At 52.5% G+C, this 21,626-nt stretch carries 13 protein-coding genes; 4 read left to right on the top strand and 9 right to left on the bottom strand.

From position 1 onward, the window contains the following. Nucleotides 1-2 precede the first annotated feature (2 nt). A complete protein-coding gene (locus LDN30_RS09610; RefSeq protein ID WP_223926421.1) occupies nt 3-1,025 on the bottom strand; it encodes an electron transfer flavoprotein subunit alpha/FixB family protein in 1,023 nt (340 codons plus the stop codon). Nucleotides 1,026-1,028: 3 nt separating this feature from the next. Beyond that, a complete protein-coding gene (locus LDN30_RS09605) occupies nt 1,029-1,910 on the bottom strand; it encodes an electron transfer flavoprotein subunit beta/FixA family protein (RefSeq protein WP_223926420.1) in 882 nt (293 codons plus the stop codon). Nucleotides 1,911-2,116: 206 nt separating this feature from the next. On the opposite strand from LDN30_RS09605, the gene dnaG reads away from it, so the two are divergent. Further along, nucleotides 2,117-4,081, top strand: a complete 1,965-nt coding sequence (gene dnaG, locus LDN30_RS09600) for a DNA primase (protein ID WP_223929361.1) — start codon at nt 2,117-2,119, stop codon at nt 4,079-4,081. A 44-nt stretch (nt 4,082-4,125) separates the two neighbouring features. Further along, nucleotides 4,126-5,559, top strand: a complete 1,434-nt coding sequence (gene cls / locus LDN30_RS09595) for a cardiolipin synthase (protein ID WP_223929360.1) — start codon at nt 4,126-4,128, stop codon at nt 5,557-5,559. A 1,504-nt stretch (nt 5,560-7,063) separates the two neighbouring features. Here the strand turns inward: cls and LDN30_RS09590 are convergent. From LDN30_RS09590 to LDN30_RS09580, 3 genes are all read right to left on the bottom strand, one after another. Further along, a complete protein-coding gene (locus LDN30_RS09590; RefSeq protein WP_223929359.1) occupies nt 7,064-8,359 on the bottom strand; it encodes an ATP-binding protein in 1,296 nt (431 codons plus the stop codon). Nucleotides 8,360-9,548: 1,189 nt separating this feature from the next. After that, the gene (rsmD, locus tag LDN30_RS09585; protein ID WP_223926416.1) at nt 9,549-10,088 is read right to left on the bottom strand and encodes a 16S rRNA (guanine(966)-N(2))-methyltransferase RsmD; all 540 of its coding nucleotides are present in this window, start codon (nt 10,086-10,088) and stop codon (nt 9,549-9,551) included. An 18-nt stretch (nt 10,089-10,106) separates the two neighbouring features. Next, nucleotides 10,107-10,910 carry a DUF3822 family protein gene (locus LDN30_RS09580; protein WP_223929358.1) on the bottom strand — a complete coding sequence of 268 codons (804 nt, stop codon included), beginning with the start codon at nt 10,908-10,910 and terminating at the stop codon, nt 10,107-10,109. A 162-nt stretch (nt 10,911-11,072) separates the two neighbouring features. Between LDN30_RS09580 and LDN30_RS09575 the strand changes: the two genes are divergently transcribed. Together LDN30_RS09575 and LDN30_RS09570 are read left to right on the top strand one after the other, a co-directional pair. Continuing rightward, nucleotides 11,073-12,503 (top strand): ATP-dependent DNA helicase, encoded by a 1,431-nt coding sequence (locus LDN30_RS09575; RefSeq protein ID WP_223929357.1) that lies wholly within the window; start codon nt 11,073-11,075, stop codon nt 12,501-12,503. A 56-nt stretch (nt 12,504-12,559) separates the two neighbouring features. Continuing rightward, nucleotides 12,560-13,246, top strand: coding sequence for a SprT-like domain-containing protein (locus LDN30_RS09570; RefSeq protein WP_223929356.1), 687 nt, complete (start codon nt 12,560-12,562; stop codon nt 13,244-13,246). Nucleotides 13,247-14,401: 1,155 nt separating this feature from the next. On the opposite strand, the gene LDN30_RS09565 is transcribed toward LDN30_RS09570, so the two are convergent. The 4 genes from LDN30_RS09565 to alaS all read right to left on the bottom strand — a co-directional run bounded on the left by LDN30_RS09565 (nt 14,402) and on the right by alaS (nt 21,607). Next, a complete protein-coding gene (locus LDN30_RS09565; RefSeq protein WP_223929355.1) occupies nt 14,402-15,019 on the bottom strand; it encodes a DKNYY domain-containing protein in 618 nt (205 codons plus the stop codon). A gap of 83 nt (nt 15,020-15,102) precedes the next feature. Then, nucleotides 15,103-15,780 (bottom strand): septal ring lytic transglycosylase RlpA family protein, encoded by a 678-nt coding sequence (locus LDN30_RS09560; protein ID WP_223929354.1) that lies wholly within the window; start codon nt 15,778-15,780, stop codon nt 15,103-15,105. A gap of 5 nt (nt 15,781-15,785) precedes the next feature. Continuing rightward, the gene (gene gdhA / locus LDN30_RS09555) at nt 15,786-17,126 is read right to left on the bottom strand and encodes an NADP-specific glutamate dehydrogenase (protein ID WP_223929353.1); all 1,341 of its coding nucleotides are present in this window, start codon (nt 17,124-17,126) and stop codon (nt 15,786-15,788) included. Between the two features lie 1,817 nt (nt 17,127-18,943). After that, nucleotides 18,944-21,607 (bottom strand): alanine--tRNA ligase, encoded by a 2,664-nt coding sequence (gene alaS, locus LDN30_RS09550; protein WP_223929352.1) that lies wholly within the window; start codon nt 21,605-21,607, stop codon nt 18,944-18,946. Between the last annotated feature and the right edge of the window lie 19 nt (nt 21,608-21,626).

Here is a 21,626-nt window from a genome sequence, read left to right as displayed (position 1 = left end):
TTTTATTTGCTGTTCTGTTTGTAGTACTTGATTAACTTCGGAACGACTTCCTCAACGGTGCCGTTGATGACATAGTCGGCAATCTTGTTGATTGGCGCGTCGGGATCGCTGTTGACAGAGATGATGATTCCGGCGTCCTGCATTCCGGCGATGTGCTGTATCTGGCCTGAGATGCCGCAAGCGATATACACCTTAGGATGCACGGTGACACCTGTCTGACCAATCTGACGGTCGTGGTCGACCCATCCGGCGTCAACAGCTGCGCGGCTTGCGCCTACCTCAGCATGAAGCTCCTTGGCAAGCTGGAACAGCATGTCGAATCCTTCTTTCGAGCCCATGCCGTAGCCGCCGGCGACGACGATGGCCGCACCCTTGAGGTTGTTCTTGGCTGCCTCGACGTGACGGTCTATGACCTGGACGGCATACGATGCCGGGTCGACATATTTCTTTGGGTCGGGATATACCACCTCGCCCTTTGCTTTTCCCTCGTAGAGGGCCTTCTGCATGACGCCACTGCGAACTGTAGCCATCTGTGGACGGTGGTCGGGGTTTACGATTGTGGCCACGATGTTGCCGCCGAAGGCCGGACGAATCTGATAGAGCAGCTTGTCGTAGTGCTTGCCGCTCTTCTTATCGTCGTAGTCGCCAATCTCCAACTGTGTGCAGTCGGCGGTCAGACCACTTGTCAGCGACGACGAAACGCGCGGTCCGAGGTCACGTCCTATGACGGTAGCCCCAAGGAGTGCTATCTGCGGCTGCTCCTCCTTGAAGAGGTTCACGAGGATATCGGTGTGCGGTGCCGATGTGTAAGGGAAGAGTCCCTCACCGTCGAAGACAAACAGCTTGTCGACACCATAAGGAAGTATCTGGTCCTCAACTTTGCCCTTAATGCCTGTGCCGGCGACGACAGCATTGAGGTCGACACCTAATTCATTGGCCAGTTTGCGGCCTTTGGTCAGAAGCTCCTGTGAGACCTCTGCTACAGTGGTCTTCTCTATTTCGCAATATACAAATACGTTGTTCATATCTTAGCCAATGATTTTTTCGTCCAACAATTCTTTTACGAGACCTTCGATATCAGCATCGCTGCTTGTGAGGGTCTTGCTTTCCTTGGCCTGGAAGACAATGTTCTTCACGGCCTTCACCTTTGTAGGCGATCCTGCCAGTCCGCACTGGTCGTAGTCGGCACCGCAGTCGGCAATGCTCCACTGTCCGAGGGTGAGATAAGGTCTCGTCTCATAGAGCTCTGTCCAGGGCTCATCGCCCTTGCGCTCCATAGGACATGTGGCATACTTGTATTTCATGACGAGCTTGGCGTTGCACGGACGAGCCGGAGCGGCAGTGCCGTTAACGGTGACGAGCACCGGCAGCGGAGCCACAACAGTCTCCACACCACCGTCGATATGTCGGCGGATGGTTGCTTTTCCGTCCTCGATGTTCATCACTTCCTCAGCGTAAGTCACCTGGTTAAGGCCGAGCTTCTGGGCTACCTGCGGACCCACCTGGGCTGTATCGCCGTCGATGGCCTGCCGTCCGCCTACCACAAGGTCGATGTGACCGGTCACCTCTGCGATTTTCTCTATACCCTTCGAAAGGAAATATGATGTGGCGAGGGTGTCGGCACCGGCACTCTTGCGGTCGGTGAGCAGATAACCATAGTCAGCACCACGGTAGAGACCCTGGCGGATAATCTCTCCGGCACGGGGAGGACCCATCGTGAGCATTGTTACTGTCGAGCCTGGATTCTGGTCTTTGATGCGCAGAGCCTGCTCTAAGGCGTTTAAGTCTTCAGGATTAAAAATGGCGGGCAGGGCGGCACGGTTGACGGTGCCTTCTGCGGTCATCGCGTCCTTACCCACATTTCGTGTGTCTGGTACCTGCTTGGCAAGTACTACAATGTTTAATTTCATACGAAATATTGAATGTTGTTTTGCTATTTTCTAATTATCGGCCGCAAAGTTACAAAGTTTTTACACCTTTTCAAAATAAATGCCATTAAAAATGCACATATTCGCCAATGATGTGCACAGAGTGCCGTTTTTGTGCAATAAACTGTTGCGAAGAAAATATCGTTCCTTTTTTGCTCATGTCGTGTTTCTTTGCTATCTTTGCATCAATGATTGACAGAGCTACTATAGACCGCATTATGGACGCCACCAACATCGTTGATGTGGTGTCCGACTTCGTCACGCTTAAAAAGCGCGGAATAAACTATATAGGTCTGTGTCCGTTCCATAACGACACCCATCCTTCGTTCTCCGTGTCGCCTTCGCGCGGCATCTGTCATTGTTTCACCTGCGGAAAGGGCGGCAATGCTGTCAACTTCCTCATGGAACTGGAGAATCTTTCTTATCCTGATGCCCTCCGTTGGTTGGCCCGCAAGTATAATATCGAGATTCGTGAGCGGGAACTTTCCGACGAGGAAAAACGCCAGGAAGGCGACCGCGAGGCGATGTTCCTTGTCAATGAATGGGCATTGAAATACTTTGAAGACATCCTCCATCACGATGTCGACGGTATAGCCATCGGCCTGCAGTATTTTCGCAGCCGTGGTTTTCGCGACGATACCATTGCCAAGTTTCATCTCGGCTACGCCCCACAGAGCCGGCATGCGCTCTCCGACGCGGCCCTGAAGGCTGGCTTCAAGCGCGAATATCTCATCAAGACGGGCCTGTGCTATGAGCGCGACAACGGTGAACTCGTTGACCGTTTCTCCGGCCGTGTCATATTTCCGTGGTTCAGTCTGAGCGGCAAGGTCGTGGGATTCAACGGTCGTGTGCTCGACTCTCGCACCCATGGTGTTATGCAGAAGTATGTCAACTCGCCCGACTCCGAGATTTACCATAAGGGTAATGAGCTCTTCGGACTCAATCAGGCCAAGCAAGCCATACGAAAGGCCGACCGCGTAATCCTCGTTGAGGGTCAGGCCGACGTTATAAGCATGTCGCAGGCCTCTGCCGAGAATGTCGTGGCCGGTTCGGGCACCGCGCTCACTCTTCAGCAGATACGCAAGTTGCACCGTTTCACTGAGAATATCACTCTTATGTATGACGGCGATGATGCCGGTGTCAATGCGGCACTGCGCAACAGCGATCTCATCCATGGTGAGGGCATGAATGTCAGCGTGCTCTTCCTCCCCGACGGTCAGGACCCCGACGATTTTGCCAAGAGTCACTCTGCCGAACAGCTTCAGAAGTTCATCGCCGACAACTCCACTGACTCTGTCATCTTCCGCATCAACCGCACCTTGGCCGGTGTCACCGACCCCATAAAGCGGTCGCAGGCCATTAACGACATTGTCAACAGCGTCGCTATCATCAAGGATCCTATCCTCCGCGATACCTATATCAGGGAGTGTGCCCAGCGCACGGGAATCCCTGAGACAACCCTTATAGGCCAGATGAACCGCGTGATAAGGAAAAGCCTTGAGTCGGCGGGCTCCCGTCCTGTTGCGGCCCCGGCTCCTTCGCCGGTCCCGGCAGCCACTGCGGCTCCTCAGCCGGCAACCTCTCCTTCGGCCCCGTCACCCTCGAAGGTGATGACCACGGCCCCGAAGGTCGAGTCGATTCTTATTGAGACCGTCATACGTCATGGTAACGAAATCATCTTTCGCGACGTCACCAACGATGCCACGGGAGAGAAAATCAACCTCACTGTAGCCCAGTATGTGGCCTACGACCTCGGTCTCGACGGTCTGTCCTTCACCGTCCCCATCTACAATACTATCCTTGATGAGGCTGTGGAGCACAGTGGCGACCCCTCGTTCGTCGCCCTGACATATTTCACTCATCACCCCGACATCAACATCAGTACGATAGCCTCGCGCATGGGAGCCGACAAGTTCCAACTCTCCGAGAGTCTGCAAGTTAAGACCAGTGAGGATACGCTGCGGGCCAGCGTCACACATATTGTCCTCGACTTCCGCCTGCAGTATGTCAAGCGCCACCTTAAGGAACTAAGTCAGGAACTCCTTCATACCACCGATACCGACCGAATGATGCAGCTTATGGCTGAGATAAAGAAGATGCAGGAGGTGAGAAACATCCTCGCACAGAAGTTGGGGTCCGACATCGTCGTCTGACCACGCCAGCCGTCAGCCGCCTGACTAATAATGAAAGGAAATATATGATTTATGTTCATTGGTTGTTCCTCGTCGCTTATGCAGTCGTCGTGATTGGCACGATGATAGCTGTCATCATGGACAACCGCCAGCCTGCCAAGACGATGGCGTGGATTCTCGTCCTTTGGTTTATCCCTCTTCTTGGCATTGTACTGTATTTCTTCTTCGGACAGAATGTCCGCCGTGACCATATTGTGTCAAGCAAGAGCCTCGACCAGCTGACGAAACGGTCCATGTTGGAGTTCGTCGAACAGCGTAACCTCTCTATTCCTACTGTCTACCGCACCCTCATCGACCTCTTTGCCAACCAGCAGTTAGCCCTGCCTTTCAAGGGTAATGCGGTGGAAATCTACACCAACGGCTACGAGTTTTTCCCCGCTCTGCTCCGTGCCATCAGCCAGGCCCGTCATCATATCCACGTTGATGTGTTCATCTTTGCCGACGATGCCCTTGGTCGCCTTGTCGCCGATGCCCTTATCGCCAAGGCTCGCGAGGGTGTCGAGGTGCGCCTTATCTACGACGATGTGGCCAACTGGCAGGTGAAGAACAGCTTCTATGAGCGTATGCGTGAGGAGGGTATCGAGGTCCATCCGTTCATGCCGGTGAAGTTCCCTGTCTTCACCAGCAAGGCCAACTACCGCAACCACCGCAAGGTTATCGTCATCGACGGTCGTGTAGGCTTTATTGGCGGCATGAACATTGCCTTGCGCTACGTCCAGGGTTTCGGCAAGGGCGATAAGCACACTGCCTGGCGCGACACCCACATGAAGATTGAGGGCACTGCCGTCTACGGCCTTCAGCGCACGTTCCTTATCGACTGGTACTTCGTCGACCAGACGCTGATATCTAACCGCGTCTACTATCCTTCCGACATCTCCAAATCCGCCGACTGTCTCACGCAGATTGTCAACAGCAATCCCACCGACTCCTGGCCGACGATAGAGCAAGGATATGTCAGCATAATTCTCAACGCAAAGAAATACGTATATATCGAAACGCCATATTTCCTGCCCACCGAGCCTGTGCTCTTCGCCATGCGTACGGCGGCTCTCTCTGGCGTCGACGTTCGGCTGATGCTGCCTCTCCACAACGACTCACAGATAGTGCAGTGGGCCACAATGTCGTATGTCATGGAGACCGTCGAGGCCGGAGTGAAGGTAATATTGTATAAATCGGGATTCAACCACAGCAAGATTCTCGTCAGCGACGACAGTCTTGCGTCCTGCGGATCGCTGAATGTCGATATTCGTAGCTTTGAGCACGACTTCGAGTGTAATGCCTTTTTCTACGATAAGGACATGGCTCTGCGCCTGAAGAAAGTTTTCACCGACGATGAGCGCGACTGTGTTCCTCTTGAGGATGTCAAGGATTTGGCTAACCGCACCTTCCTGCAACGTCTGTGGGAAAGTCTCGTCCGTCTTCTCTCGCCGCTGATGTAGTCGTGGCTTTTGTCCTTTCTTCCGCTTATTACGCTAATATTTCTTGTCGGGATTTGCGTGCGGCCTTTCCTCACGCTGAATTGGTATGACGTTTTATCGAATCGCCGTCAATGTTGAATTTCGGTGCAAAGTTACTAAATATTTTTCCCGAATCCAAATTTCAGGGGTATAGAAAGGAGGGTAGAAAGGAGGGTAGAGCGTAGATTCTATAATCAATCGGATTCTACACATATTATTATAGGACGCTGTGAGTGCCGGTGATCAGCCCTTGGCGCTATCGCCGTTCCTGCATCTCGATATATGTCCAATGCGATTGATATTTATAATAAGAGGGCTGGGATGCGGACTCTCCTCTGACAAAAACCAAATAAAACCACTTGCGTTTGCAAGGGCTTCGCCCATTGTTTCTTCTCCGTCGCCGTCTTGCTCCGAAGCAAGCTTCGGCAAGCCGGCGACGGAGAAGAAACAGCTTTCGTGCCTCAGGCTTGCAACCGCAAGAAAAACCTGCAAAACCGCTGATGCCGCAAAATACAACCATGCGATTATGTTAAGTTTATGGCCGTCCCTACAAGTGATTCACGTTAGCAACATGTTGATTATCAATGTGCTGCACCTATCCACAGTAGGGGCTGGGCTTATCCCAGCCCTACCAGCGTCGGGCAAGAATTAAGGTAGCTACCCCGCAGCTGGTAGGATAGGGATAAACCCCACCCCTACGGCGGCAGAGTGCTGCAAGCGTCTTAGTATCAGTGGTTTACACAGAATATCAGGTCTGGTTGTGCGTCGGAAATAAATGCAGAGATTCGGTCGTCAGACCGAATAAACGGATTTATTATCTTATTCGAGGTAAGCGGACGACCACAAGGGCCGCCCCTGCAAAGGAATCATTAACGCACGCCCGATATGCAGAATAACGTTCAAGCAGCACAGACGGTTTAGGCGGTGGCAATACGTTTGAACTTGAAGTGAAGAAGTTAATCGCATCTCAATATTTACACATGTTCCATCTTGTCTGCCTACATCCCCAGAAGTGAAGGGTGGAAGTTAATTGCATCGCGATAGCCTGTTTTGAAGGTTTTTCTTTGTGTCAGCGCCAAGATCCGACGGAGGAGGATCTGCCATTTGGGGGTTGAGGGCGGTGAGAGGCCCAGCCTCTCACAAGCTCTCAACCCTCAAATGGCAAAGGGCAAAGCCCTTGGCGCTGACAACAGGGTTTTATTGGTTTTGATCTCAAATTCTCAATCGCAAGTTTTATTTGTTTGGCCTCAAGTCAATCGCAAGTTTTATTTTTCCTGATTCCAAATTCCAGAGGTATAGAACGGGGTATAGAGAGGACGTAGATTTTATCCTTTATCGTATTCTATACATATTATAATAGGTAGCGGTGAGTACTGGGGCTTAGCCTTTGGCGCGATAGCTGCTCCTGACTTCATCACATCTTCGGTTGGATGAATTGTCAGTATTGATTATCAATTAGTTATAAGTTTATTTCAGCAATTGATGGTTACGCATTGTTGAAGTCTGGGGTCAGCAACCACTTCCATACTGGGACAACGCCGATATGCAGACCTTCGGCCTCAATGGTCTCTTCCTCGTCGAAAGTGACGATTTGTGCTTTACGAAGAGGACGAAGTTTGTTGAGGGCCACAAGGGCGTTGACCTCACGTTTCTTCGTACTCTGATTAGCGAGCGAATACGACACCTGCACGGCATACGCCTCATCGGGCACGTAAAAGTCCACCTCCACATTATTATAATAATAGAAGAATCGCGGCTCCACCGAGTTGTCATCGATTGCGCCATACTGCCGGAATAGCTGAATGGCACAGATATTCTCCAATAACGACGTCTCCGGGTCGGTGAGAAAGATATTCAGCAAACCATTATCCGTGAAATAATGCTTTTTGTTGACAGCCCTCTCGACGAACTTCGAATCGTAATTCTCGACGGTGAACATCAGACAGGCCTCCCGCACATACCGCATATAATCAATCATCGAGGCCGTATTTGCCGATAGTCCCGTGCTCTTTACCATATTCACCAACCGGTTGTAAGCCATCGGCTGCTTCACGCTTTCGGCCATTTTCTTCACGGCGAGCCGCAGGACCTGCTCGTTTTTTATGCCGTTGCGCTGCACTACATCACCCAAGATAATCTTTTCGTAAAGATTATTCAGCCATTTTCTCTTGTTGTGATATAACAGCAGTTCGGGAAAACCACCCCAATAAAAATAATCGTTGAAGGCCTGTTGCACCTCGTTTTTCTGCCGTCCATATTCCCAGCCGTCGTCTAAGACGATGCCCTTGGCTCTGAGGTACTCGCTGAACGAATACGGCATAACTTTCTCGTCAAGATAGCGGCCGCCAAGTGTCGTGGAAATATCACGGCTGAGCATCTTCGCATTGCTGCCCGTGATATACACCTGGTATTTCTGATTGGCAAGTCGCCGTGCAAAATGCTCCCAGCCCGAAACATTCTGTATCTCATCGAAGAAGAGTATGGGCTTTTCTGACCGCACCGAATAATAAGCCTGCAAGATGCTGTCGAGATCGGAGACCCCGATTCCCAACAACCGCTCGTCGTCGAAATCGATATACACGATGTCGCGAAGGTCGGTGCCTCCCTTGAGCATCTGCCGCGCACGCTGATAGAGGAGGTATGACTTGCCCGCCTGACGGATGCCGACAAGCACGTACCTGCCATTCTCCTCGAACCGGAATGGCCGCTCGTTCAGCTCCACCTCTCCGATGAGTTCCTGCCCTTCTCTTATGAGTGTTTTAAAAACTTCCTTGCTAATCATAACTTTTCTGCAAAGATAATAATTAATTCGCTGACTGCAAAACAATTATGCCGATTTTTGAATTTCATAAAAAAAGTTTGTAGAGGATTTGTTTATTGGCAGCAAATAAAAATAGGCGGATTTATTTATTGGCAATAAATAAAAATAGGCAGATTTGTTTATTGCCAGCAAATAAAATAGGATGGATTTGTTTATCGTCAGCAAATAAGAGTGACAACAATGGCCATTTGCATTGTGCATGATTATTAGGGCGGCACAACGGACATGTGGCACGGCGCAGTTGCAAGGGTGGCATGGTGCTACGCCAATCCAATGTAGGAGTGGGTTCTATCCCCATCCTACTGCCACGTGTGCAGATTCTCCTGACTTCATCACATCTTTGGTTGAATGAATTGACAACATTGGTTATCAATTAGTTATACGCTTTTTTCAGCAATTTAGGGTTACGTATTGACGAAGTCAGGAAATGTAGCTTAGGGCATTTTATATCTCACTAAGATTAAAAATCTCTTGGTGAATACTATGGATGCAGAGATTAATCAACATCATAGTGCTTTCTCTATTATACTTGTAGCTCGGAAAGGACAACGCAACAACAAACTAATATCGAAATATCTTTACACCATTCCCAAACATATCATTTCGGCTTCCCAAACGGTCCGTTTCAGCTTGCGAAACGGTCCGTTTTGCATCCCCAAACGGACCGTTTTAGAACGCAAAATGGCATGTATTAGTAACACGTTGATAATCAGCACTGTACAAAGACGATGCAAAAGATGAAATAATATGAATTATCTTGACAACTTGTTATTGGTAATCTTTCGTTGCTCCATGACCCTACTAAATAATACAGACTAATGAGAAGAGTCATAGCATATACACCATGGTATGTAGTAAGCATCTGTCGGAGGCTATCAAGGCTACATTCATGCCATGTTGGTCAAAATTTAAATGAAAGATCCGTAATCCCACACATATTATAATTAGCCCTTGTTAGTGCCGGTGCTCAGTCCTTAGTGCGATTGTCTCTCAAGAATCTCAATATATGTCCAATGCCCGGATATGTGCGTACATATCCGGATATCACCCAAACATCTTAGTATCAGCCCGATATATGGGGTGTTACCACTATGCGTTTTCCGCCATTTTGATCTGTTCTGGTCACCAACGTGAAATGTCCGCTGCACCGTTATTCTTCTAAAGTGAAGATGGAGAAGTTGACGGAACCGTATTCGCGGTGCTCCCTGAAGTGCGGCAGGGTGGAAAATTCGTTGTGCTTGCCATGCTCGAAAACCAGTACGCCACCGGGCTTCAGCACCCCACAGTCGAAGATCAGCGATGGTATCGTCGGCAGCTCTGGCAGCGCGTAGGGCGGGTCGGCGAAGATAAAGTCGAACTGCCTGTGGCATCCTTTCAGGAATTTGAATACGTCGCCACGTACGAGGACATCGTTCTTTGCCCCTATTTTCTGCATACACTGGCTGATAAACCGTGCGTGATCGCGGTCTTTCTCCACGCTCACGACCTCCTTGCAGCCCCTCGACAGCAGTTCGAGCGAGATGCTCCCCGTTCCTGCGAAGAGGTCTAAGGCCTCGGCACCGTCGAAGTCGATGTATCCCATCAGCACATTGAAGATATTCTCCTTGGCAAAATCCGTTGTCGGTCTGGCCTTGAACGTCTTGGGAATATCGAATCTTCTTCCCTTGTATATTCCTGTAATAACCCTCATTTTTTTCTTTTTATTGGTTCAAAGATACAGCGTCTTTATGTCGTAAGGTATGTCGTCGCGCTTTGCCATGGCGTTGAGATCGAAGTCGGCAGCCTGGTTGATGATGTATGTCCGTTTGATATATTTCGCCATACTCTCCTTCAGCCAGTCGACATGAGGAATATCGCCCACGAGGTGCAATTCGTCGTTGCTGTTGTCCATGCCGAGCATTTTCCATACATATAATATAAAGTACAGCGCATCGTGGGCATGCTCACAGTCGAAAATGTTGGCATAAGCGAAGCGGGCGTGCTCAAAGCGGAAGATATTCAGCCGTTTATCGTGGAAATAGGCGAAGAGTTTCGCTCTTGCGCCGGTAAACGCCTTTCGGTACAGATGGCGCCAGACGGGCAGAATGACGGGCAGGATGTTCAGACGGCTGAAATGATCCTGCAATACCACCCTCACGTCGTGGTTCACCGCAAATACCGCCGTTACACCGAGTTCCGGTATCGCCGCCCTCGCGATATCGTCGTTGTCATGGCCTCCTACGGTATATCGGTACAGCTTCGGGGCCTGTGCCTCGTCGTATTCCTCCTGCGGTACGAGCATCACCGTACAGTCGGTGAGCAGCAGGGCGCTCTGGCTGCCTTTCCTGAGCAGTTCCGACTCGCCGAAGGCCGCACGCAGATTTGCCGACAGCGATATGCTGCCGTTGGTAGGGTAGGGCTCATAGACCAGTTTCCCGTCAATCTTCGGGTTACCGGCGGCGAAAGCCATCGTCGTTCGGCTCAGGCGCAGGGTCAGCCGCTGTCTCACGTTTTTAGTGTTCTCGGCGTCCATCAGCTGTTGGGATATATTATGCTCAGGGCGCACAGCAGCAGCAATACCACTACGCAGACGATGAGAATATAGTTAACGTTGAATTTCATTATGCCAATCGTTTTGTATTTTCTTCGATTTACATTACCTTTGCAAAGGTACAAATATTTTTCCGAAAGAATAATGATTGAAGACGAAATAACATTCCGTGTCCTCGGTGAGTTCCATTTTACTCCCACCGCCGAGCAGCGTGATGCCGTGTCGGTGTTTGCCTCGTTCCTCACCGACCGCGACCCGCACAGTGTGATGGTCCTCCGCGGTTCCGCCGGTACGGGTAAGACCGTCCTTGCCGGTGCCATCGTCAAGGCCATGACCGGCCTCGGCCGTAAGGTCATGCTCCTGGCTCCCACCGGCCGCGCCGCTAAGGTTTTTGCACTTAACAGCGGTCATGAGGCATTCACCATCCACCGTAGAATATACCGTGAGCGGACATTTTCGGGTCCCGGCGGGTCGTTCAATCTCAACGATAATCTATATGCCGACACCCTTTTTATCGTCGATGAGGCCTCGATGATTTCAAATATGGGCCACGAGAGTGCCTTTGGCAGCGGCCGGCTCCTCGACGACCTTATAAGCTATGTCTACAGCGGCCGCAACTGTCGTATGCTCCTCGTCGGCGATATGGCGCAGCTGCCGCCCATCGGCGAGACCGCAAGTCCGGCCCTCAGCGCCGATGTCCTCCGTGCCTACGGCCTTCACGTCCATGAGTGCGACCTGCGCACCGTCGTCCGACAGGGCAGCCGGTCGGGCATCCTCCATAATGCCACGGCCCTGCGCACGCTCATCGACAGCGGCGATACGGCGGTGGCGGTCGATACGTCGTTTCCCGATGTGAGGGTCGTCCCCGGCAATGAGCTTATCGAACAGATAAGTACGAGCTACGGCACCGCGGGAATGGACGACACCATCATCATCACCCGAAGCAACAAGCGTGCCAACGTCTACAACCAGGGAATCCGGAATACCATCCTCGACCGTGAGGAACCGCTGTCCACTGGCGATATCCTTATGGTGGTGCGGAACAAATATCTCGACCCAAAACTGAAGGCCCCCGTGGCCTTCATCGCCAATGGTGACCGCGGTATCGTCCGCAGGGTTAGCAACTTCCGCGATCTCTACGGCTTTCATTTTGCCGATGTGTCATTGGAATTTCCCGACTACGACAACTTTGAACTCGATACGACGGTAATCCTCGACGCGCTGACGTCGGAGTCGCCGGCCCTCACCCGTGAGCAGAACGAAAAGCTGTTTAATGCCGTCATGGACGACTATGCCGATATTCCGTTGAAGGCCGACAGGATGAAAGGGCTACGCGAGGATGCCTATTATAACGCCCTACAGGTGAAATTCGGCTATGCCGTCACCTGCCATAAGGCGCAGGGCGGACAGTGGACCGATGTGTTCGTCGACCAGGGCTACCTCACTGACGATATGATTGGCCCCGATTATATCCACTGGCTCTACACCGCCTTCACGCGGGCCACGGGTCATCTCTATCTCGTCAATTGGCCTGAGCGTCAGACACTTCACCGGTCGGAGCCTGCCGATGAATAACAATGACACCCCCTCCCGACGGGCAACTGCGCCGCTGGGAAATCAGAGTAAATCTTATGGAAATAAACAAGGAAAACTTAATAAACCTCTTCCGCGACTGTAATGTGAAGTATTTCGACGGGAAACTTCCCGAACCCGATATCCGTGTGTCGCATTCGCGCACGCGTCTCGGCTATTTCACCTGCCGTTTCTCGCGTCATGGACTTTCCGGAATCCAAGCCCTGAAAGTCCTCAGTGGCCAAATTCATATCCCAGGTAAGGTCAGGGACCAGCGCATAGGCATTACCGACTATTACCTTATGACCGACGACCAGGTGGAGGATGTGATGGTTCACGAGATGATCCACTACAGCATTGCCTACACCGGCCTAAAGGATTCAGCTCCCCATGGCATCGTTTTTCGTGGGATGATGGATGCCTTCAACCGTAAATTCGGGCGCCATATCTCCGTCATAACGCAAACCAAGAACTGGCAGCCGCGTGCCGCGCAGCGTCCATCTTCCTATCTCGTGCTCGGTCTGCGCATGAAAAACGGCACCTTCTTCCTCTCGTCGGTGAACCCGAGTTATGCCGCCGACCTCGAACGTCGCCTCAGTAGTCTGCGTAATGTCGATGCCCATTGGTGGGTGCGGACCACCGACGACTACTTCCGTTCATTCCCACGTGTGCGCTCCCTCCGTGGCCGTCTCGTCAGCGAGGCCGTTTTCAACAGCAAGATGGTCTGTCCTAACAAAAATCAATAACCCTTGCATCGCGGTGTTATATCTGTTTTCAATTTCATTTGTGGTAGTAGAATGGGGAAATTCCACGGCCGCGTGCAATACATTAATTATCAGTGGATTACCAACGTGATTGTAGCACTCGGCCAACGTAGGGGTGGGGTTTATCCCCACCCTCGCCGCTGCGGGGCATTTACTTCAATTCTTGTCCGTTGCAGTAGGACGGGGATAAACCCCGCCCCTACGGTGGATGTGTGCAACATATTGGTTATCAATGGATTATCAACGAGGTTGTAGCGCTCGTTCACAGTAGGACGGCCTTGGAATTTTTCCCATCCTACACCGCAATTGTGTTTTTCCTCTGCCATGCAAAGCCCCGACGGGGCTTAATTCTCAGTAACCCCGGACTAAGGGAGCGCAGCGACCGCAGTCTGGGGTAAAACGCGGCCGCAAGATATCCACGACCAGCCTCGAAGAGGTTGAATAGCGGTACGCGCATAATGACCGTTGCATCATGACTTTGCGCACTACGTGCTATTGTGCGTCTTCGAGGCACTGAATGTTTAGCTGTCTGCATCCTTCTTCCCCGGACTGCGCTCGCTATCGCTCGCTTAGTCCGGGGTTATTGACGATTCAGCCCCGTTGGGGCTGGTAGTGGCAGGGGAAATCCCTCGCAAAGCCGCAAAGACCGCAAAGGATACGCCAAGGAGCCTAAAAATCCTTCGCGGAATCATTGCGGGCTGGCGGCTTAGCGAGAGAGAGATTACGAACTGCACCTAACCACTTGATGGGGCGGTAGGTAGGGTTAGGTGCGGCTGCCGATAACAGATAAGTATAATGTCGTCGTAGGTAAAATTGCAGAGATTCGGTCTGACGACCGACCGGACGGCCACGAGGGTCGCCCCTGCAACCGCCCTGTACCGTTTGTCCGTTGATGGTCCCCTAAATCTGCCGAATATCTGCGCTAACCTCTGATACAAAGATGATTGCAGCACTCGGCCATCAGTTGGGGTGGGATTTATCACCACCCTCGCAGCTACGGGGTATTTACTTCAATTCTTGTCCGTTGCAGTAGGACGGGGATAAACCCCGCCCCTACAGCGGATGCGTGCAACTTATTAATTATCAATGTGTTGCCAATGTAACTAACACCTGCAAACGTACATTGCTGCATGTTTGTTAGTCGCGGTCGACGGGGAGGCCGTTGCTGTAGTAGTGGACACCGTCGTAGGCAGTTCCGTTGCCCTTATACCTGAGATAGCCCGTTCCCCAGGCATCCTTCAGTATGCGCCCTTTGTAGTAGCCGTGATGCTTGTCGGCGGCATAATCGCCGCCCACATATTTAAATGTGGCGGCATCGGCACCTTTAACCGTCTTTCCGTTGTAGGTAACCGTCTGTCCGTCAATGACATATCTGTTACCGGGTTCGTCGGTACCAAGGATATGGTCGAGAAGAGTATTGCCGTCGTTGCTGTCGGATGAAACAGCTTTCTGCTGCTTGTCAGCAGTAGCCGCTTTATCTTTCTTGGGCTTCTCTGCTGCTACCGCACCGTCCTTTACGGCGAATGTGGCGGGGTCGACAAACGACAAGATGCCACCGTCCTTGTAGACGTGGCTCTTGTCTTTGGCATAGCCGTGTCCGAGGTCGACGAACGTCGCCGCGTCGGCACCGTTCATCAGCGAGTCGCAGTAAGATACGTAATTTTTCCCGACGAAATATCCGCCGTGGGTCTGCGCACCTGCCGCTATGGTCATAGCGAGAGCCGCCATCCCGGTCATTATCCTTTTCTTCTTCATTTCGGTTTTTATCTTTTTTGTCCTGTCTTGGCGAAGAAAAGCACCTTCGTTATAGACTACGGGACTCTTTGATTATAAATGTATTAGTCGAAGAGTCCGGCCACACCGTTCTTCACCTTGTCGAAGAAACTCCTCCATGCACTTCCGCTTTGCTTCTTTGCCGGCTGCTGGTTCTGCTGCTGGCGGCTGCCCTGCTGTCGCTGTTGGGCTACTGCCTTTGACTTTGTGTGTCCCTGCCGGTGCCTTGGCTGTGTGCTGACCTTCCGCGGCAACCGTTTCGGATTAGGGTTGGTATTCACCTTCTCCCATTCGGGAATGAACTCATAGCAAACTCCCGCACCACCATATTCAACCTTCGGAAGTTCCTGAACGTCAGGACTATCGTAGGGTACGGGCTTGTCGTCAGGCAGAATTTCTATCTGCACCATCGCCACCCCCGACCGCAAGGTGCCCAATCGGCGTGCGGCGGCATACGACAGGTCGATGACACGGCCACGGACATACGGTCCGCGGTCGGTGACCTTCACTATCACCTGCTCGCCGTTCATGGGGTTTGTCACTCTCAGCCGCGTGCCGAAAGGCAGCGAGCGGTGGGCACACGTCATGCTGTCGCGGTTGTAGCGCTGGCCGTTGGCCATCTTCCTACCGTGAAGACTGTTGTGATAATACGATGCCCTACCGTCCATGTAAGTATTTTGTGCACAGACGGTAAGGCTGATAATTGTCAGTATCGCTACTGTCAGGAATAATAATTTTCTCATTTATGTTACACTATGCCCTGGGCGAGCATAGCCTTTGCCACCTTCATGAATCCGGCGACATTGGCACCGCGGACGTAGTCGATGTATCCGTCGGGCTGTTTGCCGTATTTGACACACTGCTCGTGTATCGATTTCATGATGTAGTGCAGGCGCTCGTCGACCTCGTCGGCGCTCCAGTGCAGTCGCATGATATTCTGCGACATCTCCAGACCGCTCGTTGCCACGCCACCGGCGTTGACGGCCTTGCCCGGAGCGAAGAGCTGATGGGCTTTGATAAATTTCTCCACAGCCTCTGCCGTGCATCCCATATTGCTGACCTCAGCCACGCACACTGGGTGGTAGGCGAGAATCTTCTCGGCATCGTCGCCGTTGAGCTCGTTCTGGGTAGCACAGGTGAGGTAGATGTCTGCCTTCTGCTCCCACGGTTTCTTACCCTCGTAGAAGGTTGCTCCGGGGAATTCGTCGGCATACGGCTGGCAGACGTCGTTGCCGCTGGCGCGCAACTCAAGCAGATAGTCGATCTTCTCGCCCGACACGCCGTCGGGATCGTAGATGTATCCGTCTGGGCCACTGATCGTTATGACCTTTGCACCGAGTTGTGTGGCTTTCTTTATAGCACCCCACGCCACGTTGCCGAAACCGCTGACAGCGATGGTCTTACCGCTGATGTCGATGCCGCGGGTGTCGAGCATGTGGTGAACGAAGTAGAGGGCACCATAGCCGGTAGCCTCCGGACGGAGGATGCTGCCGCCATATTCGAGACCCTTTCCGGTGATGGTAGCGCCCTGGAACATGCTCGTCAGCCGCTTGTACTCACCGAAGAGATAGCCTATCTCACGGCCGCCAACACCGATGTCGCCGGCGGGGATATCCATCTCCGGTCCCACATATTTATATAGTTCCTGCATGAAACTCTGGCAGAACCGCATGATCTCGGCGTCGCTCTTGCCGCGAGGCGAGAAGTCGGAACCGCCCTTGCCGCCGCCCATAGGCAGTGTAGTGAGGGCATTCTTGAAGGTCTGCTCGAATCCGAGGAACTTCAGTATCGACAGGTTGACCGACGCGTGGAAGCGCAGGCCGCCTTTATACGGGCCAATGGCCGAGTTGAACTGTACACGGTAACCGAGGTTCACCTGCACTTCGCCTTTATCGTCGACCCATGGCACACGGAAGGTTATGATTCTCTCCGGCTCTACGAGGCGCTCCATAATCTTCGCCTTCTCGAACTCCGGATGCTGGTTGTAAACGTCTTGAACAGAGAGCAGTACTTCCTTCACGGCCTGGAGATATTCCGACTCGCCAGGATGTTTCCGCTCCAAATTGGTCATAAGTTTCTCGACTTCCATAGTAATGTTGGTTTAAAGTTTATTTGGTTCTTGTTCTGCAAATTTATTTCCTTTTCCTGAGACATCCAAAAAAACATAGTTGAAATTTGTTAAATCTCGGTTCCGGAAAGGGTGATGGCGCGTGTTTGAGGGGCATAGACGGTAAGTATCAATGGATTGACTGTCGTAGATATATGTTGACGCTTCATAAACATCTTCCTGACTTCATCACTTTTTAATAAGAATCGGATTTCTATTCTGATTATCAGCATACTCTGATTTATCCACGATGATTATGGGTGACGCAATGGCAGTTCCAAGCCCTCCTTAAACGCAGATTCCATTCTACGGATAATCAACGTCTAAATAAACAATCATAACTTGAGACCAAAACCAATAAAACCCTGTTGCCAGTGCCAAGGGTCTTGCCCTTTGCCATTTGGGTTTCGAGGGCTTGTGAGAGGTCGGACCTCTCACCGCCCTCGAAACCCAAATGGCAGATCCTCCTCCGTCGGATCTTGGCTCTGACACAAAGGAAAACCTTCAAAACAGGCTAACGCGATTAGAGTCTTTTCCAGATCTTGTTTGTCGTGATTTTGCTTGTTCTTTCATCTTCCATGCCTGAAAAAGTTGTCATTAGACACCGAACTCTTCACTTCAGAGCCAAACGCATTGCCACCGTGATCCCTTTCCAGGAGCGGGTAGGCAAGGGTTAGGGGCCGTCCGGTCGGTCTGAAAGACCGAATAAACGTATCTATTTGCCTCTACGAGGCAAGCGGACGGCCCCTAACCCTGCCTACCCGCCCCTGTAAAGGGATCATTAACTCACATCCGTAGCCCTATAAATCTGTGGTTCTTCTCTGCCACGCAAAGCCCCGTCGGGGCTTAATTCTCAGTAACCCCAGACTAAGGGAGCCCAGCGACCGCAGTCTGGGGTATAACGTGGCCGCAAGAAATCCACTACCAGCCTCGAAGAGGTTGAAAAGCGGTACGCGCGTAATGACCACTGCATCATGACTTTGCGCACTACGTGCTATTGTGCGTCTTCGAGGCACTGAATTTAAATCCTGCTTTATCCATTATCCCCGGACTGCGCTCGTTATCACTCGCTTAGTCCGGGGTTATTGACGATTCAGCCCCATCGGGGCTGGTATTGGCAGGGAGAAGAACACCCTCGCAAAGCCGCAAAGACCGCAAAGGATAGGCCAAGGAACATAAAAAATCCTTCGTGGAATCTTTGCGGCCTTTGCGGCTTAGAGAGAGATTACGAACTGCACTTAACCACTTGCAGGGGCGGCTTTATGGCCGTCCGGTCGTTCGTTAGACCGAAAATGTTATCATTTGCCTCTTCGAGGCAAGCGGACGGCCACGAGGGCCGTCCCTGCAACCGCACTGTGCCGCTTGTCCGTTGTTCGCCTATGGTCCCCTAAATCTGCTGAATATCGGTGCTAACCTCTGATACAAAGATGATTGCAACAGTCGGCCATCAGTTGGGGTGGGGCTTATCCCCACCCTCGTAGCTGCTGGGTATTTACTTCAATTCTTGCCCGTCGCAGGTAGGACGGGATAAGCCCCTCCCCTGCGGCGGATGTGTGCAACGTATTGGCTATCAGTGTATTACTAACGTGATTGTAGCACTCGGCCCACTCCTGTCGATGGGTTCGTGCAACGCATTAGCTATCAACGAATTGCTAACCTCATTCTCTGGCGTCTCTCCTACATCTTATATATACAACCAACGGGAACAACTGAATTCTGCGTAGCATACCTATGGGTATGTCTACCGCGGAATTCTGTTGTTCCCGTTGCGTTATGATATTCTGACTGTGGTCAGAGAATTACTTACAGAGTTCGATGACCTTGTCGACAGCGGCGGCAATGCCGTCCTTGTCCTTACCACCGGCCTGGGCGTAGTGGGGCTGACCGCCACCGCCACCCTTGATGAGCTTGGCGGCCTCGCGGACAATCTTTCCGGCGTTCAGACCATGGTCCTTAACCATATCCTCCGACAGCATCACGCTGAGCAACGGCTTGTCGTTGGCGATGGATCCGATGACGCAGACGAGATTCTCGGGGATAGCCTCACGAACCTTGAATACAAGGTCCTTAGCCGAGTTGGCGGCGATGGGGAGGATGGCGCTGACAACCTTTATGCCGTTGACATCGCGGGCCTCGTTGACGAGGCGTGTCTTCAGCTCCTCGACACGCTGCTGGCGGAAACTCTCCACCTCTTTCTTCAAGTTGCTGTTCTCGTTGATCGACTTTTCGATGGTTGCACGCAGGTCCTTAGCGTTGTTGAAGAGCGCACGGATGTCGTTGAACGTATCCTCGATGGTGTAGACAGCCTCCTCAGCGGCCTTGCCGGTGAGGGCCTCCACACGGCGGATGCCGGCGGCGACGCTGCTCTCAGAGATAATCTTGAAGAATCCAATGTGGCCTGTGCTCTTGACGTGGATACCGCCGCAGAACTCTACCGACGGTCCGAAGCGAACCACGCGCACCTTGTCGCCGTATTTCTCGCCGAAGAGGGCGATAGCACCGAGCTTGCGGGCCTCGTCGATAGGAGTGTCGCGGTGCTCGTCGAGGGGCAGGTCCTCACGGATCATCTTATTGACGATGCGCTCCACCTGACGGATTTTCTCGTCGTCGACCTTCTCGAAGTAGTTGAAGTCGAAACGCAGGATATTCTCGTCGACATACGATCCCTTCTGCTCCACCTGCTCGCCGAGGACCTGTTTCAGGGCGTAGTCGAGGAGGTGGGTGGCGGTGTGGTTGCATGCGCTGCCCTCACGCTTGTCGGTGTCGACACATGCCATGAAGTCGGCCTGCGGGTTCTCGGGGAGCTTCTTTATAATATGTATGCTCTGGTTGTTCTCGCGCTTGGTGTCGACGACGTGTACGGTTTCTGTCTCCGATACGAGATCGCCCCTGTCGCCGACCTGTCCTCCCATCTCGCCGTAGAACGGTGTGTGGTCGAGGACCACCTCGTAGAAGGTGTTCTTCTTCTGCACCACCTTACGGTAGCGGAGGATATGGCACTCATATTCGGTGTAGTCGTAGCCGACAAACTCCTGCTCACCGTCGCGGAGCACCACCCAGTCGCCGTTCTCCACGGCAGCGGCGTTGCGGGCGCGGGCCTTCTGCTGGGCCATCTCGGCGTCGAACTGCTTCTCGTCGACGGTAAAGCCGTTCTCGCCGAGGATAAGCTCGGTGAGGTCGAGAGGGAATCCGTAGGTATCGAAAAGGCGGAAGGCCTTGCTGCCGTCGAGCTCCTTCTTGCCGGCAGCTCTCATCTCATCCATATCCTCGGTGAGCAGCTGGATACCGTTCTCCAAGGTGCGCAGGAAGCTCTCCTCCTCCTGCTTCATCACACGGCCGATGAGCTCCTGCTGTGCTTTCAGCTCAGGATAGGCCTCGCCCATCTCACGTACGAGAACGGGCAGGAGCTTGTACATGAATGCCTGCTTCTGGCCGAGGAACGTGTAGGAATAGCGGACGGCACGGCGGAGGATACGCCGTATGACGTAACCGGCCTTGGCGTTCGACGGCAGCTGGCCATCGGCGATGGCGAAGGCTACGGCACGCAGGTGGTCGGCGACGACACGGATGGCGATGTCGACCTTCTCCTCCTCGTTGACACCCTCACCATTGGGACCCTCGGGGAATGTGTGGTTGTATTTCTTGCCCGACAGCCGCTCGATCTCAGCGATAATCGGTGTGAAGATGTCGGTGTCGTAGTTAGAGTTCTTGCCCTGGAGCAGACGCACGAGACGCTCGAAGCCTAAACCGGTATCGATAACGTGCATCTTCAGAGGCTCGAGGCTGCCGTCGGCCTTGCGGTTGAACTGCATGAAGACAATGTTCCATATCTCGATGACCTGCGGGTGGTCCTTGTTGACAAGCTGCTCGCCGGGCACCTTCGCTTTCTCCTCGTCAGAGCGGAAGTCGATATGTATCTCCGAGCAGGGACCGCAAGGTCCTGTGTCGCCCATCTCCCAGAAGTTGTCGTGCTTGTTGCCGTTGACGATATGGTTCTCGGGGAAGTGCTTTGCCCAGTAGCCGGCAGCCTCGTCGTCGCGGGTGATACCCTCAGCGGGGTCGCCCTCGAAGACCGTGACGTAGAGGTCCTTAGGGTCGAGGTGCAGGACGTCGACGAGATACTCGTAGGCGTAGTCGATGGCTCCCTCCTTGAAATAGTCGCCGAAACTCCAGTTGCCGAGCATCTCGAACATCGTGTGGTGGCTCAGCGCCGAGTCGCGGCCCACCTCTTCGAGATCGTTGTGCTTGCCGCTGACACGGAGACATTTCTGCGAGTCGGTGCGGCGGCGTGGCTCCGGCTCCTTGGTGCCGAGGATAATGTCCTTCCACTGGTTCATGCCGGCGTTGGTGAACATCAGCGTGGGGTCGTCCTTGACGACGATCGGCGCCGATGGTACTATGACGTGTCCTTTCGACTCGAAGAATTTAAGGTACGAGTCGCGGATTTCGTTTGCTGTCATCATCTTATACATTATTTAATTA

This window comes from Prevotella lacticifex, from assembly GCF_019973375.1.
Lineage (GTDB): Bacteria > Bacteroidota > Bacteroidia > Bacteroidales > Bacteroidaceae > Prevotella > Prevotella lacticifex.
Note: the sequence above shows the minus strand (reverse complement) of the source record. Positions and strands in the feature narration are given on the sequence as shown.

Excerpts from the sequence above, each read along its gene's own strand:
- LDN30_RS09575 (WP_223929357.1), top strand. The coding sequence starts at position 11,073 with ATGATTGAAGACGAAATAACATTCCGTGTCCTCGGTGAGTTCCATTTT.
- LDN30_RS09590 (WP_223929359.1), bottom strand. The coding sequence starts at position 8,359 with ATGATTAGCAAGGAAGTTTTTAAAACACTCATAAGAGAAGGGCAGGAA.
- LDN30_RS09560 (WP_223929354.1), bottom strand. The coding sequence starts at position 15,780 with ATGAGAAAATTATTATTCCTGACAGTAGCGATACTGACAATTATCAGC.
- LDN30_RS09570 (WP_223929356.1), top strand. The coding sequence starts at position 12,560 with ATGGAAATAAACAAGGAAAACTTAATAAACCTCTTCCGCGACTGTAAT.
- LDN30_RS09580 (WP_223929358.1), bottom strand. The coding sequence starts at position 10,910 with ATGGACGCCGAGAACACTAAAAACGTGAGACAGCGGCTGACCCTGCGC.
- gdhA (WP_223929353.1), bottom strand. The coding sequence starts at position 17,126 with ATGGAAGTCGAGAAACTTATGACCAATTTGGAGCGGAAACATCCTGGC.
- LDN30_RS09610 (WP_223926421.1), bottom strand. The coding sequence starts at position 1,025 with ATGAACAACGTATTTGTATATTGCGAAATAGAGAAGACCACTGTAGCA.
- rsmD (WP_223926416.1), bottom strand. The coding sequence starts at position 10,088 with ATGAGGGTTATTACAGGAATATACAAGGGAAGAAGATTCGATATTCCC.
- dnaG (WP_223929361.1), top strand. The coding sequence starts at position 2,117 with ATGATTGACAGAGCTACTATAGACCGCATTATGGACGCCACCAACATC.
- alaS (WP_223929352.1), bottom strand. The coding sequence starts at position 21,607 with ATGATGACAGCAAACGAAATCCGCGACTCGTACCTTAAATTCTTCGAG.
- cls (WP_223929360.1), top strand. The coding sequence starts at position 4,126 with ATGATTTATGTTCATTGGTTGTTCCTCGTCGCTTATGCAGTCGTCGTG.
- LDN30_RS09605 (WP_223926420.1), bottom strand. The coding sequence starts at position 1,910 with ATGAAATTAAACATTGTAGTACTTGCCAAGCAGGTACCAGACACACGA.
- LDN30_RS09565 (WP_223929355.1), bottom strand. The coding sequence starts at position 15,019 with ATGAAGAAGAAAAGGATAATGACCGGGATGGCGGCTCTCGCTATGACC.